The sequence below is a fragment of the Mycobacterium sp. 5-140-3-2 genome (assembly GCF_035666375.1).
GTDB lineage: Bacteria > Actinomycetota > Actinomycetes > Mycobacteriales > Mycobacteriaceae > Mycobacterium > Mycobacterium intracellulare.
On the sequence record NZ_CP142025.1, the window covers coordinates 2954315 to 2968225 of the forward strand.

At 69.9% G+C, this 13911-nt stretch carries 12 protein-coding genes; 7 read left to right on the forward strand and 5 right to left on the reverse strand.

Features of this window, described 5'->3' with window-relative positions:
- Positions 1-49 precede the first annotated feature (49 nt).
- Positions 50-739: a PadR family transcriptional regulator gene (locus tag P6281_RS13925; protein WP_009956802.1), complete on the reverse strand. Its 690-nt coding sequence runs from the start codon at positions 737-739 to the stop codon at positions 50-52.
- A gap of 61 nt (positions 740-800) precedes the next feature.
- Here P6281_RS13925 and P6281_RS13930 point away from each other — a divergent pair, with 61 nt between their 5' ends.
- A complete protein-coding gene (locus P6281_RS13930; protein ID WP_014382706.1) occupies positions 801-1721 on the forward strand; it encodes a TIGR03619 family F420-dependent LLM class oxidoreductase in 921 nt (306 codons plus the stop codon).
- Here the strand turns inward: P6281_RS13930 and P6281_RS13935 are convergent.
- Positions 1714-2511 (reverse strand): hypothetical protein, encoded by a 798-nt coding sequence (locus P6281_RS13935; RefSeq protein ID WP_225331770.1) that lies wholly within the window; start codon positions 2509-2511, stop codon positions 1714-1716. The genes P6281_RS13930 and P6281_RS13935 overlap by 8 nt on opposite strands.
- 93 nt (positions 2512-2604) lie before the next feature.
- Between P6281_RS13935 and P6281_RS13940 the strand changes: the two genes are divergently transcribed.
- From P6281_RS13940 to P6281_RS13965, 6 genes are all read left to right on the forward strand, one after another.
- Positions 2605-3729, forward strand: a complete 1125-nt coding sequence (locus P6281_RS13940) for an FAD-dependent oxidoreductase (RefSeq protein WP_201408808.1) — start codon at positions 2605-2607, stop codon at positions 3727-3729.
- Complete coding sequence (locus P6281_RS13945) at positions 3726-5039, forward strand: APC family permease (RefSeq protein ID WP_014384862.1); 1314 nt, start codon at positions 3726-3728, stop codon at positions 5037-5039. The genes P6281_RS13940 and P6281_RS13945 overlap by 4 nt, the downstream gene beginning before the upstream one ends.
- A 4-nt stretch (positions 5040-5043) precedes the next feature.
- On the forward strand, positions 5044-5541 hold the full coding sequence (locus tag P6281_RS13950) for a flavin reductase family protein (RefSeq protein WP_014384863.1): 498 nt from the start codon (positions 5044-5046) through the stop codon (positions 5539-5541).
- Between the two features lie 2 nt (positions 5542-5543).
- Positions 5544-6257 (forward strand): pyrimidine reductase family protein, encoded by a 714-nt coding sequence (locus tag P6281_RS13955; protein ID WP_014382710.1) that lies wholly within the window; start codon positions 5544-5546, stop codon positions 6255-6257.
- 109 nt (positions 6258-6366) lie between these two features.
- Positions 6367-6708, forward strand: a complete 342-nt coding sequence (locus P6281_RS13960) for a hypothetical protein (protein ID WP_008257297.1) — start codon at positions 6367-6369, stop codon at positions 6706-6708.
- A gap of 177 nt (positions 6709-6885) precedes the next feature.
- On the forward strand, positions 6886-8667 hold the full coding sequence (locus P6281_RS13965; protein WP_324738395.1) for a serine/threonine protein kinase PknE: 1782 nt from the start codon (positions 6886-6888) through the stop codon (positions 8665-8667).
- Positions 8668-8700: 33 nt separating this feature from the next.
- On the opposite strand, the gene P6281_RS13970 is transcribed toward P6281_RS13965, so the two are convergent.
- Genes P6281_RS13970 through P6281_RS13980 form a run of 3 tightly spaced genes read right to left on the reverse strand, consistent with a single transcriptional unit; the run spans position 8701 to position 13816 of the window.
- A complete protein-coding gene (locus P6281_RS13970; RefSeq protein WP_324738396.1) occupies positions 8701-10194 on the reverse strand; it encodes an MFS transporter in 1494 nt (497 codons plus the stop codon).
- A gap of 29 nt (positions 10195-10223) precedes the next feature.
- Positions 10224-12014, reverse strand: a complete 1791-nt coding sequence (ngg, locus tag P6281_RS13975; protein ID WP_008257303.1) for an N-acetylglutaminylglutamine synthetase — start codon at positions 12012-12014, stop codon at positions 10224-10226.
- The gene (locus tag P6281_RS13980; protein WP_009953549.1) at positions 12011-13816 is read right to left on the reverse strand and encodes an N-acetylglutaminylglutamine amidotransferase; all 1806 of its coding nucleotides are present in this window, start codon (positions 13814-13816) and stop codon (positions 12011-12013) included. The genes ngg and P6281_RS13980 overlap by 4 nt, the downstream gene beginning before the upstream one ends.
- Positions 13817-13911 lie beyond the last annotated feature (95 nt).

The window sequence follows — 13911 nt, forward strand, 5'->3', positions numbered from 1 at the left end:
AACGAGCGACGGCACCGGAAAGGCGCACCAGAACTAGTCTGAACCAGAACTAGTCGGCGCCGCGCTTCGCCTGGACCTGTTTCTCGATTTCCCGCCAATACCCCGGCGTGGGGCGCGGCTTGCCGAACCCGCCCTTCTCGGCCTTCTTCAAGACGGCGTCGGCCTCGTCGATGTCCTTCATGAGCTCGAGCGCGAACTCACGCTCGGCGGCGTAGTACTTCGCCGCCCAGCGCAAGGCGATCACCGAATACGCCCATGCGGGTTCGCCCTCGGCGCCGTCGGCATCCTCCACCGCCTTGCGGTGGCGGGCATCGGCGAACGCCACGTGTTCTTGCAGCAGTTCCTTGAGCCGAGCCGGATTGGTGAGGTGACCGAACGTAACCCGAAGCAGCACACTGTGTTTGAGCACCGGCGGGTCCACCGGCGCGTCGTTGACCCACTCGATTGCGGCCGCCATGCCGGCTTCGGTGATCTTGTAGAGCCGGCGGGTGCGGGTGCCCTCGTCCCGCTCGACGCGCGACGTGACCAGTCCCAAGCCCTCCAGCTTCTTCAGCTCCGTATAGATCTGGCTGTAGGACGGGCTCCAGTAGTACAGATCGACGCTCCAGTCGATCCACTTCTTGAGGTCGTAGCCGGAGATCTCCTCCTCGTAGGACATCATGCACAGCAACGCGCGACTGGTCGCGGCCAATGCCGCGTTCGTCGGCTTTTTGCTGGCAGGGTCCGTTTCGGAGTCCACGTGGCCAGGTTAACAACACGCACCCTAGATTGGGGGACATGGACCGCTGGCTGGGACGCCCGTGAAATTCTCCTTCCCCGTTCCGCACATGCTGCGCCTCAAGGCGATTTCGCAACCATGGGAAGCGACCGTCACGGGCCCCGAACAGCGGCGCATGATGCGGTGCGCCGACCAGTGGGGCTACGACATGATCGCGGTGCCCGAACATCTCGTCATCCCGACCGACCACGTCGAGTTGTCCGGGCCGCACTACCTGCATTCGACGGTGGCCCAGGCCTTCATCGCCGGCGCCACCGAACGGGTCGCCGTCAATTCCTGCATCACCATCCTGCCGCTGCAGCATCCGATCGTGCTGGCCAAAGCGCTTGCCACCGCCGACTGGATGAGTGGCGGCCGGATGATGGTCACGTTCGGCGTCGGATGGCTGGCACGGGAGTTCGAGCTCGTGGGCGTGCCGTTCGCGGAACGCGGGCGGATCGCCGACGAGTACCTGGCGGCCATCGTTGAACTGTGGACCAGTGACGCGCCGACATTCGAAGGACGCTACGTGTCGTTCGCCGACATCGCCTTCGAGCCGAAACCCGTTCAAAAACCCCATCTCCCGATCTGGATCGGCGGCGACGCCGATGCCGCGTTGCGCAGGGCCGCCACCTTTGGTTCGGGCTGGTGGCCGTTCCTAACCAAACCCGAGCAGATCGCCGAAAAGCTGGACTACATCAAGTCCCAACCTTCCTATGACGGGCGGCCTTTCGAGGTGATGCACGGGCTGGGCACCAACCGGGTCGGCGAAGGACACGTCGCGCGCCGCGACGCAAGCGATCGGCCGGGCATGAGCGCGGCGCAGATCGTCGACCGGTTGGGCTGGCTCGCCGAGCAGGGCGTGACGATGACCGCGGTGCCCGTTCCGGCCGTCGGTGGCGTGGACGAGTACCTCGACTACGCGCAGTGGGTCATCGAAGAGATCAAGCCGCAGCTCACCTGACCTGCAGCCCGCGCCGGCGCACCCATCCGAGCGCGGCGACGCAGCACGCGACCGACACGGTGACCGCGATGCCAACGTGGACAAGGCTCTTGGTGTCGCGCCCGAACACCGGCCAGATCAGGGCGGGCACCTGCTGCCACAGCACCCGGTGCTCCACACCGTTCATCGGGTCGGCCACGTAGTACAGCGCGTACGGCAGCGCGAGCGCCAGCAGCCAGCTGCGCGTGCGGCGCAGATCGCCGCGCTGGCGCCAGCGCCGGACCAGCGGCTCGACGCTGACCGGGTGCAGCACCGAGATGAGGTTTCCCACGCCCAGCCACGACACGATGGGAACCGCCACGGTGGGGATCGTAATGCCCAGGCGCGCAGGCGTTTCGAGCCACAGCGTCAGCACCGTCGCGGCGGCCAGGGTGGGCAACCCGACGATCGCGAGCAGGGCGAGGTTCTTGATCAACAGGATTCGCCCGAACGGCACCCCCGCGGACAGGCCCCGAACGATGCGGTAATGATCCGCGCCCAGGAAGTTGGTGGTGGTCACGTCGGCGAGGACCCACGACGAGAAGTAGGTGCCCACCAGGATCACCCAATCGTGGTGACGGCCCACCGGGGTCAGCGGCTGCACCAGCAGCCAGGCGGCGGCGGCGGCCACGTTGGCCACCACCCCCATCAGCCAGGTGCGCGGCGGCGTGAACGCCCACCGGATCTCGGCGACAACCGCCGGGAACAAACCCTTCTCGAAGTCCTTGGCGGCGCGCTGTGCCGCGGCGGGACGGGGCGCCGAGGCCCGCACGAGGGCGCGCAGAAGAGCGTCCAACTGATGTGGCCTCCCCCGCTATCGGCTCGTCGGCGTTCGTCCGCACCGCACGCAGGGCAGGATAGCGCCATGAACCGAAAGCGCGTCATCGTCGCGGGACTCGGGGACGCGGGCGTCCTCGCGGCGATCCGGCTGTCGCGGCACGCCGACGTCGTCGGGATCTCGGCCAAACCCGCGCTGGTCAGCGGCCAGGAACTCGGCGTTCGGCTGTCCCGCCCGCACGATTGGGCCCGCGATTACTGGATCCCCTTCGACCGGTTCCGCCGCCTGGATCGCGTCCGCACGGTGCAGGCGACGCTGACCGGGGTGGACCTGGGCGCCCGCATCGTCTTCGGCCGGGGCCAAGACGGCGCGACGATCGCCGAACCCTACGACGCGCTGGTCATCTCGACCGGGGTCAGCAACGGGTTCTGGCGCCAGCCGACGTTGCAGTCCGCCGCCGAGATCGGCGCGGGGCTGCGCGCCGCGCACGACCGGCTGGCCGCCGCCGAGTCGGTGATCGTGGTGGGCGGCGGCGCGGCGGCCGTCAGCAGCGCCCTCAACATGGCGACCACCTGGCCGGACAAGCGAATCGACCTGTACTTCCCCGGCGAGTCCGCGCTTCAGGAGTATCACCCGCGGACTTGGCAGCGGATACGCGCCCGGCTGAGCGGGCTGGGCGTCGGCGTGCACCCCGGCCACCGCGCGGTGATCGGCGAAGGCTTCGCGGGCGACGAACTCACCGACGAGCCCGTGCGCTGGAGCACCGGACAACCCCCGGCGGACGCCGACGCCGTGCTGTGGGCGATCGGGCGGGTGCGGCCCAACACCGGTTGGCTGCCACCGGAATTGCTCGACGAGCGCGGGTTTGTGCGCGTCACGCCGGACCTGCGGGTGCCCGGTCAGCGGGGCGTCTTCGCGCTCGGCGACGTCGCGGCCACCGACCCCCTGCGCAGCTCCGCCCGCAATCGCGGCGACGCCCTGGTGGCGCGAAACGTCCTCGCCGAATTCGCGGGCCGCCCGCTGCGCACCTATCGCGCGCCGACGCGGCGCTGGGGTTCACTGGTCGGCATCCAGCCCAACGGCCTGGAGGTCTTCCTGCCCACCGGCCACGCCTTCCGCTTCCCGTCCTGGTCGGTCGAACGCGTGGTGATGCCGTGGTTCGTGCGCTGGGGCATGTATCGCGGAGTGCGCCAGAACAACCCACTCGGATGAGCGCGCCATCCGGCGGCGGCGAGCTTCGCCGAAGCCTGGGAGTCTTCGACGCGGTGGTGATCGGGCTGGGCTCGATGATCGGCGCCGGGATTTTCGCCGCGCTGGGCCCGGCGGCGCGCGCCGCCGGTTCGGGACTGCTGCTGGGCCTGGCGCTCGCGGCGGTGGTGGCCTACTGCAACGCCACGTCCTCCGCGCGGCTGGCCGCGCGCTATCCCGCCTCGGGCGGCACCTACGTCTACGGCCAACAGCGGCTGGGCGAGTTCTGGGGCTACCTGGCGGGGTGGGGCTTCGTCGTCGGCAAGACCGCCTCGTGCGCGGCGATGGCCCTGACCGTCGGCGCCTACGTCTGGCCCGCGCAGGCGCACGCGGTGGCCGTGGCGGTGGTGGTCGCGCTGACCGCGGTGAACTATGCGGGAGTGCAGAAGTCGGCCTGGCTGACCCGCATCATCGTCGCGCTGGTGCTGGCCGTGCTGGCCGCGGTGATCGTCGCCGCGCTCGGATCGGGACGGCCCGGCTTCGATCCGTTCCGCCTGCAGGGCGCGACCGCCGGCGGTGTGGTGCAGGCCGCCGGACTGTTGTTTTTCGCCTTCGCCGGATATGCGCGCATCGCGACCCTGGGCGAGGAGGTGCGCGACCCGGCCCGCACCATTCCGCGGGCGATACCGCTGGCACTGAGCATCGCCCTGGCCGTCTATGCCCTGGTGGCGATCGCGGCCCTGTCCGTGCTGGGGCCGGCCCGGCTGGCCCGGAGCGCCGCGCCGCTGGTCGAAACGGCCGGCGCGGCGGGCGCGGGCCCGCTGGTTCCCCTGGTTCAGGCGGGCGCGGCGGTCGCGGCGGTGGGCTCGCTGCTGGCATTGATTCTCGGCGTCTCGCGCACGACCTTGGCCATGGCGCGCGACCGCCATCTGCCCCACCCGCTGGCCGCCGTGCACCCGCGAACCCGGGTGCCCCACCGCGCCGAACTGCTGATCGGCGTCGTGGTCGCGGTCCTGGCCGCCACCACCGACCTGCGCGACGCCATCGGGTTTTCCTCGTTCGCCGTGCTGATCTACTACGCGGTCGCCAATGCCTCGGCGTTCACCCTCGGGCGCGACGAGGGCCGACCGCCCCGGGTCGTCCCGGTGATCGGATTGCTCGGATGCGTGGTGCTGGCTTTCGCGATGCCGCGGTGGTCGGTGCTGTCCGGGGTGGCGGTGCTGGGCGTCGGCGTCGCCGCCTACGCGGTCCGGCGACTCATCTCCCGAATGATGTTGCGTCGCGGCGCGAATCGCGGGAACACGATTCCCCGGCGCTGCGACGGGGAAGACTGACCGGATGGCCGACCCCGAAACCGAAGCATTCGACAAGCTGGTAGCGGTGCTGAACTATCCGATGTTCGTCGTCACCACGCACGCCAACGGCACCCCGGCCGGCTGCCTGGTGGGTTTCGCCAGCCAGGCCAGCATTCACCCGCCCCGATTCCTGGTCGGCCTGTCGCAGCGCAACCACACGTTCCGCACGGCCCGCGACGCCACCCACCTGGCGGTGCACGTGTTCGACCACGACCACCTCGACGTCGTGGAGCTCTTCGGCGGTCAGACCAGCGACAAGATCGACAAGTTCGCCCGCTGTTCCTGGCATTCCGGCCCCGACGGGATGCCCATCCTCGACGACGCGGCCGCCTGGTTCGTCGGCGAGATCCTGGAGCGCTTCCCGCTGGGCGACCACGTCGGGCACCTGCTGGCCCCGGTCGGCGGCAGCCCGCCACGGGAGCTGGAAAGCTGGGTGTCGTTCGGCGACGTCCGCCAACTCGAACCCGGTCACGAGGCGTGAGGGTGGACCAGTCTCCCCGGGTCAGCACCGTCCCCAGCATCGTCGAACTCGCGCCGTTCTATGCCGATCCCCCGGATGGCCTGCGCGCCAACATGATCTTCAGCGCCGACGGCGCCGCCGCGTTCGGGGGGCGAGCCGGTCCCCTGTCGTGTCCCACCGATCAGCGGCTGTTGCGGATCCTGCGCGGGCTGGCCGACGTCGTCCTGGTCGGGGCGGGCACCGCGCGCGCCGAAAACTATGGCCCGGTGAAGCTCAGCGACGCGGCGCGGGCCAGGCGGCACCACGAGGGGCGATTCGCGCCCCCGCCGATCGCGGTCGTCAGCCGCAGCGGCGACCTGCCCGCGCGGCTGTTCAGCGATCCCGAACAACCACCGATCCTGGTGACCTGCGCGCGAACCGCGGCGCGCCTCGACCACGACGACCGGCTGCGCGTCCTGATCGCGGGCGAGGACACCGTGGACGTGGCCCTGGCCGTCGCGATGCTGCGCGAGCAGGGCATGCGCCGCATCCTGTGCGAGGGCGGGCCGACCCTGCTCGACGAGCTGGTCGAGGCCGACGCCGTCACCGAACTGTGCGTCACCCTCGCCCCCAGGCTCGCCGCGAGCCAGCCGGTGGGTTACCGCGTGCACCCGGCACGGCTGACCGCGCCGGTCACGATGCGCCTGGCGCACGCGCTGGTCTGCGACGACTACCTGTTTCTGAAGTACAGCCGCTGACACCGGTGCGCAGAAGCGCTCGACATGCAGCAAGCGGCCACCCTTCCTATGATGAAAACGCCCGGCTTGTCGCCTCCCGCGCTGCACACAGAAAAGGATCACCGGCCAGGTGAGCAGTTCAGACCACGACCGTGACTATCGGAATCTGGCGGTGAACCGATTGCGCCCCAGCGAAATTCAGTGGGCGCTCAATCACGATGCCGTACACGGGATCGCGTATGCGTTCCGGAATCCCGTCGCGGTCGCCGAGTCACTCGAGGACCCCGACGACGACCGCAGGACGTATCTGGTCCGGGTCAAGCGCGACGACCTGGCCAACGCGCTGGAAAAGATCAACGAGTGGATCTTCGACAATCCCGGCCCGGCCGGGATGCAGGCCTACGGATTCGTCCGGGCGCTGTCGCGCGAAGGCCTCACCGACCGCGCCGCCGGGGATGACGACGTCCGTTAAGCGCGTCCCGTCGAATTAGCTGGCTTTCGCTATTCGGTGTGCCCCGCGGTCGCCGAAACCTTAGCCTTATGCCTGCATGCCACCGCATCGGCGGATCCGGCGCCGCCATCGGCCGGGCCCGCGCGAGCGCCACGAATCGGTTTGCGGTGCATGGGGCTGGCGGATGAGGAGTCGCCGATGGATGACACGACCGCGGATACGCGGGCGGGTTCGCAGTTCGGGCCGTACCTGCTGCGGCGGCTGGTCGGTCGCGGCGGCATGGGCGACGTCTACGAGGCCGAGGACACGGTCCGCGAGCGCGTGGTGGCCCTAAAACTGATGTCGCCTACGCTGTCCAACGACCCGGTCTTCCGCTCGCGGATGCAGCGCGAGGCGCGCACCGCCGGGCGGCTGCACGAACCCCACGTCGTGCCCATCCACGATTTCGGCGAGATCGACGGCCAGCTCTATGTCGACATGCGCCTCGTCGACGGCAATGACCTGGCCGGCATGCTGAAGCGGTACGGGCCATTGTCGCCGCCGCGGGCGGTGGCAATCGTCCGTCAGATCGGGTCGGCGCTCGACGCCGCCCACGCGGCCGGCATCCTGCACCGAGACGTCAAGCCGGAGAACATCCTGGTGAGCGCCGACGACTTCGCCTACCTCGTCGATTTCGGCATCGCCAGCGCGACGTCGGACGAAAAGCTGACGCAAATCGGCACCACCGTGGGCACCGCCAAATACATGGCCCCGGAACGGTTCGGCGACTCCCAGGTGACGCATCGCGCCGATATCTACGCGCTGGCCTGCGTGCTGTACGAGTGCTTGACCGGCTCCCCTCCCTACACGGGCGACCAGCTCAGCGTGATCGGCGCGCACGTGCACCAACCGATCCCACGGCCCAGCGCGGCGCGGCCCAGCATCCCGGCCGGCTTCGACGAGGTGATCGCCCGCGGCATGGCCAAGAACCCCGACGACCGCTACCTCACCTGTGGTGACCTGTCATCCGCCGCGTACGCGGCGCTGGCCGCACCCGACCAGGATCGGGCCACCGACATCCTGGCGCGCACCCAGATGGCAACGCCGCCTTCGGCATTCGCCGCCCAGGCACCCGGGGGCATCGCGCCGGCACCGCCCGCGGCGACGGCGTGGCCCACCCCTGCGGGCGCCGGCCAGCCATTTGCTCCCGGCGGGCCGGTGCCCCAACCGACCGGCTGGGGCGGTGCTGGGGGCTGGAGCAACGCCGGTGGCCCGCCGCCGTGGGCGCCACCGCCGCAAGCCGGCCGCAGGCCCTGGCTGTGGGTCGGCGTCGCCGCCACCGTCGCCGTGGCGCTCGTCGGGGCGCTGCTCGCCGTGGTCCGGCCGTGGGAATCTGAGTCCCCGCCGGAGCCGCCTTCGCCGCCGCCACCACCGGACGCCGTCGCGCTGCGGGTGCTCGATGACGGTGTGTACGTGGGCAGTTCGGCCGCACGGGCGACGATCGACATCTTCAACGAACCCATCTGCCCGCCGTGCGGCACCTTCATCCGATCGAACGGCGCCGACATCGACGCGGCGGTGAACAACAAGAAGCTCGCGGTGCGCTATCACCTGCTCAACTTCCTCGACGACCGCTCGCACAGCCGGACCTATTCGACCCGCGCGGTCGCGGCCACCTACTGCGTCGCCGCGCAGAACGACGCCAAGCTCTACAGCGACTTCTATTCGGGCTTGTTCGCCAGCAACTTTCAGCCGCAGGAGGGCGGCGCCGAAGACCGCACCGACGGCGAATTCGCGCAACTGGCCAAGACGGTCGGCGCCGGCGCCGCCGTGATCACCTGCATCAAGTCCGGCGACGACCTCGGCACGGCCAAGACGAAAGCGGCCAACGGCTATTCGACGCTGTCCGGCGTCAACGCCAACTCCACCCCCTTCGTGTGGGACGGCGTCACGTCCGTGAACTATCAGGATCCCGCCTGGCTGACCAGGCTCACCGGGTAGCCGAGCGGTGACGCGCGCGAGCGGGCAGGCCCGTCAGTCCGGGAGCGGCGCCGAATCCCCTTGGCGTTCGGCCTCTTCGGCGTCTTCCACGGTCAGCGGCAACGCCAGCTCTTCCAGCGGGCGCCGCTCGGCGGCGACCCCCAGCCACAGTTCGACCAGCCCGGCCGCGGCCATCACCACCGCGCCGATCAAAAACGACCAGACGACCTCGCTGCGGTGGCCCGAGTTGATCAGCTGACCGAACAGCAGCGGGCCGGTGATGCCGCCGATCGCCGTCCCCATCGCGTAGAAGAATGCGATCGCCAGCGCCCGCGTCTCCATCGGGAAGATCTCGCTGACGGTCAGGTACGCCGCGCTGGCACCCGCCGACGCCAAAAAGAACGCCACGATGAGCACGCCGATGAAGGCCCAGACGCCGCCGGCCTGGGTGACGAACACCAGCGCCAGCACCACCACCGCGAGACCCGAGCCGATGTAGGTCAGCGTGATCATCGGTTTGCGGCCGACGGTGTCGAACAGATGCCCGAGCACCAGCGGGCCGGCGAAGTTGCTCAGGGCCCACAGCACGAAGAAGACCGGCACCATGCCCGACGGCACGGCGTAGAACTGGCTGAGCAGCGTGCCGAGGTTGAACGTGACGCCGTTGTAGAGGAACGCCTGCCCGATGAACAGCGCCAGCCCGAGCACCGCGCGCCGCGGGTATAGCTTGAAGGCAACGCTGGCGATCTCTCGGAACGAGATCGACTTGCGCTGGCGGATCCGCAGCGGCTTGCCCTGCGGCTCGGGCAGGGGCTCGCCCGTCGCCCGCTCGACCTCCTGCTCGATCTCGCCGACGATGTGCTCGGCCTCCTCCTCGCGCCCGTGAATGAACAGCCAGCGCGGGCTCTCCGGGACGTTGCGCCGCACCAGCAGCACGAAGATGCCGAGGATCGCGCCGATGCCGAAGGCGAGCCGCCACCCGATGTCGGGCGGAAAGTTGGCGGTGTTCAACAGGATCAGCGCGCCGCCGGCGCCGGCGGCCGAACCCAGCCAATAGGTTCCGTTGATCACCAGGTCGACCCGGCCGCGCACCCGCGCCGGGATCAGCTCGTCGATGGCCGAGTTGATGGCGGCGTATTCGCCGCCGATGCCGGAGCCGGTGAAGAAGCGGGTCAGGAAGAAATACCAGGGGGCGAACGCGAACGCGGTCGCCACGGTGGCGACCAGATAGATCGCGAGGGTGAGGATGAACAGGTTTCGTCGTCCGAACCGGTCCGTCAGGTGACCGAAGAACAGCGCCCCCGAACACGCCCCGGCGATGTAGATCGCCGCCGCCATACCGATCTGCGCGGGGTCCAGCGCGATGCCGCTGCCCGGTTCCATGAGCCGAGCCGAGACGTTGCCCACCATGGTGACCTCGAGCCCGTCGAGCACCCACACTCCGCCCAGGCCGACGACGACGCGCCAATGGAACCGGGACCACGGCAGCCGGTCCAGCCGTGCGGGTACCTGCGTCGTGATGGCGTTGGTTTGCGCGCTCGCACTCACGGGCGTCTCCGTTCTGGTTTCGACCGGCGTCAGCCGCGATCGGAGCGGGACTCCTCGGGCGTCCAGGCCTGCGGCTGCCCGGGGTGGCCGGGGAAGAGGAAATCGATGAAAGCCGCCGCCGTGGGCTGAGGTTCGTGGTTGGCCAGCCCCGGTCGCTCGTTGGCTTCGATGAACGCGTAGTCGGCGCCCGTGACGTCGGGCACCAGCAGGTCGATGCCGGTCACCGGGATGCCGATCGCCTCGGCCGCGGTCACCGCGACCCGGCACAGCTCGCTGTTCACCTGCGCGGTGACGTCGTGGATGGTGCCGCCCTGATGCAGGTTCGCCGTGCGACGCACCCGGAGCCGGGTGCCCTGGGGCAGCACATCGTCGAGCGCCCAACCGGCTTCGGCGACGGTCGATTCCGTGAGGTCGTCCAGCGGGATGCGGGACTCGCCGCCGGTGGCCGCCGACCGCCGCCGGCTTTCGGCCGCGATCAGGTCCCGCACGCTGTGCTCCCCCGTGCCGATGATCTCCGGGGGCATGCGCAGGGCGGCGGCGACGACGCGGCCGTCGATCACGACGAGGCGAAGGTCGTCGCCGGCCACCCGCTGCTCGATGAGCACGTCCGGGTATTGCTTGCGGGCGCGCGCGAGGGCGGCGGACAGGTCGTCGGGCCCGTTGTCGGGAACGACCCCAACCGTGATGCCCTTGCCCTGCTCGCCCCGCGTCGGTTTGACGACGACCTCGCCCACCTCCTTGAGGAAGGCGAAGTCGCTCTCGTCGAAGGTGGCCAGCCGCGCGCGCGGCACGGTGATGCCGGCCTCGGAGACCAGCCGCCGGGTCAACCGCTTGTCGTCGCAGCGGCACATGGCCACCGCCGAGGTGTATTCGGACAGCGACTCGCGGGTGATGACGCTGCGCCCGCCGTGGGTGAGCCGCATCTCGCCGGTCTCGGCGTCGAGCACCTCGACCCAAATCCCGCGGCGCAGCGCCTCGTCGGCGATGATCCGGGCGTAGGGGTTGAGGTCGTCGACCGTCTCGGGCGGCGGGCTGAACAGCGGCTCGTTGATCGCGTTCTTGCGCTTGATCGCCAGCACCGGGACGCGGCGGAAACCCAGCTTCTCGTAGAGGCCGATGGCGGCGGCGTTGTCGTGGGCCACCGACAGATCCATGTAGGCGCGGCCCGCGTCGCGGAAGTGCTCGGCCAGCGCCCGGGTGAGGGCCGCGCCGACCCCCGGGAGCCCGGCGGCCGGATCGACGGCCAGCGTCCACAGGCTCGACCCCTCCTCCGGGTCGTTGAACAGCAACTCGTGGTCGACGCCGGTGACGGTGCCGACCACGGCGCCGTCCTCGTCGCGCACCGCGAGCAGATACTTCACCGCCGGCACATGCCGATGGTTGTCCCAGATCACGTCGACCCCGGCGGGGACCATCCCGCAGCGCACGTACACGCGGTTCATGGCGTCGGCGTCGATCGGATCGTTGAGCGTGCGCACCGTCACGCCCAGCGGCGGCGGCGGCGAGGCCTTCTTCTTGCCCGTGAAGCGCAGCCGGTAGGTGTGGCTGGGGTCGATGAACAGCTCGGTCGGCGCCTCGGCGACCACGACGTGGGATTCGCGGGCGTAGATGCAGATGTCGCGCCGGCCGGGACCCTCGCGGCGAAGCGCCTCGACCAGTTGCTGGGAGTCGGCGAAGGTCTGCCCGAAAATCAGTCGGCCCCAACCCAATTCGAGCTCGACGTCTTTCGCCATCGCATCGACCAGCTCCGGCGGCGAAGCGTCGTGCAGACCGAGCGTGATCGCCTCGGTGTGGTCGCCGGACGGATCGACCACGGTCATGCAACCGGCCCCGTGATGCCGTGACGCTGCAACCACAGCTCGAGCAGGGCGATCTGCCACAGCTCGTTGCCGCGCAGCGGGGTCAGCTTGCCGTTGGGATTCTCCAGCAGGGTGTCGACCGCTTCGGCACGAAACAGGCCGCGCTCCTTGGCAACCGGCGCGTAGAGGGCGTCGCGGACCATGTCGAGGTAGGGCCCTTCGAGATGGGTCAGCGCCGGAACCGGGAAATAGCCCTTGGGCCGGTCGATGACCTCCGATGGAATCACCCGCCGCGCAGCCTGTTTGAGGACGCCCTTGCCTTCGTGCGCGATCTTCAACTCCGGCGGGCAGGTGGCGGCCAGTTCCACCAGCTCGTGGTCGAGGAACGGAACCCGGCCCTCCAGCCCCCACGCCATCGTCATGTTGTCGACCCGCTTCACCGGGTCGTCGATGAGCATCACGGTGGTGTCGAGGCGCAACGCGCGGTCGACGCCCGTCTCGGCGCCGGCCTGCGCGAAGTGCTCGGTGACAAAGCGGCCACTGGGGTCGCCGGGCGCCATGATGCCCGGGCCCAGCAGGCCGGCCAGCTCGGCCGAATCACGGTCGAAGAAGGCACCGCGGTACTCGGCGACCGCACCCTGCAGCGACGCGGCGGCCGGCGAGCCCATCGGCGGGTACCAGTGATAGCCGGCGAACACCTCGTCGGCGCCCTGGCCGGACTGCACGACCTTCACGTGGCGCGCGACTTCCTGACTGAGCAGGTAGAAGGCGACGCAGTCGTGGCTGACCATCGGCTCGCTCATCGCGCCGATGGCCCCGTCGAGGGCGGGCAGCATCCGTTCGGTCTCGATGCGGATCTGGTGGTGGTCGGTCTCGAAGCGCTTGGCCACGATGTCGGAGTACTGGAACTCGTCGCCCTTGACGCCGCCGGCCGACTCGAAGCCGATCGAGAAGGTGGACAGCCCATGCTGGCCGGCCTCGGCGAGCAGGCCCACGATCAGGCTGGAGTCGACACCGCCGGACAGCAGGCAGCCGACCGGCACGTCGGCGACCAGGCGGCGCTTCACCGCCAGGCGCAGCGTGGACAGCACGGCGTCTTCCCAGTCGCGCTCCGACCAGTCCGCGCGGTCGGCGTGCCGGGTGAAGTCGGGCGCCCAGTACGTGGTGACGGTGCGCCTGCCGTCGGGCTCGATCGCGACGAGCGAGGCGGGCGGCACCTTGCGCACCCCGCGCAGGATGGTGGCCGGGGCGGGCACCACCGAGTGGAAGGTCATGTAGTGGTGCAGCGCGACGGGGTCGATGCGGGTGTCCACGCCGCCGCCGGCCAGCAGGGCCGGCAGGGTCGAGGCGAAGCGGACCCGGTGGTTGTCCTCGGTCAGGTACAGGGGTTTGATGCCGAGCCGGTCGCGCCCGAGCAGCACCCGCCCGCTGTCGCGCTCGACGATGGCGAAGGCGAACATGCCGAACAGGTGGCTGACGAAGTCGTCGCCCCATCGGTGGTAGGCCTTGATCAGAACCTCGGTGTCGCTGTGCGAGAAGAAGCGGTAGCCGTACCCGCTGAGTTCGCTGCGCAGTTCCTTGTAGTTGTAGATGCAGCCGTTCCAGGCGATCGACAGGCCCAGTTCGGAGTCGACCATCGGCTGCGAGCCGGCCTCGGTCAGGTCGATGATCTTGAGGCGACGATGGCCGAGGGCAACCCGGCCCTGCGACCAGGCGCCGCCACTGTCCGGGCCCCTCGGCGTCAGCACGGCGGCCATCGCTGAGACCGCCGCTACCTCGGGCGCCCGCCCGTCGAGTCGTACCTCCCCGGTGACTCCGCACACCTCTTCGACCCTACCGGGGCCCGATTCGGCGCGCGCGTGACGTCCGCCAAAAGCGCTGCAACGGCCCATCAACGCCCATGATCAACGCGTGGTGA

Bases quoted from the DNA above. Each gene is read 5' to 3' on its own strand.
- P6281_RS13945 (WP_014384862.1), top strand. From the start codon at position 3,726: ATGAGCGCGCCATCCGGCGGCGGCGAGCTTCGCCGAAGCCTGGGAGTC.
- ngg (WP_008257303.1), bottom strand. From the start codon at position 12,014: ATGACCGTGGTCGATCCGTCCGGCGACCACACCGAGGCGATCACGCTC.
- P6281_RS13950 (WP_014384863.1), top strand. From the start codon at position 5,044: ATGGCCGACCCCGAAACCGAAGCATTCGACAAGCTGGTAGCGGTGCTG.
- P6281_RS13965 (WP_324738395.1), top strand. From the start codon at position 6,886: ATGGATGACACGACCGCGGATACGCGGGCGGGTTCGCAGTTCGGGCCG.
- P6281_RS13940 (WP_201408808.1), top strand. From the start codon at position 2,605: ATGAACCGAAAGCGCGTCATCGTCGCGGGACTCGGGGACGCGGGCGTC.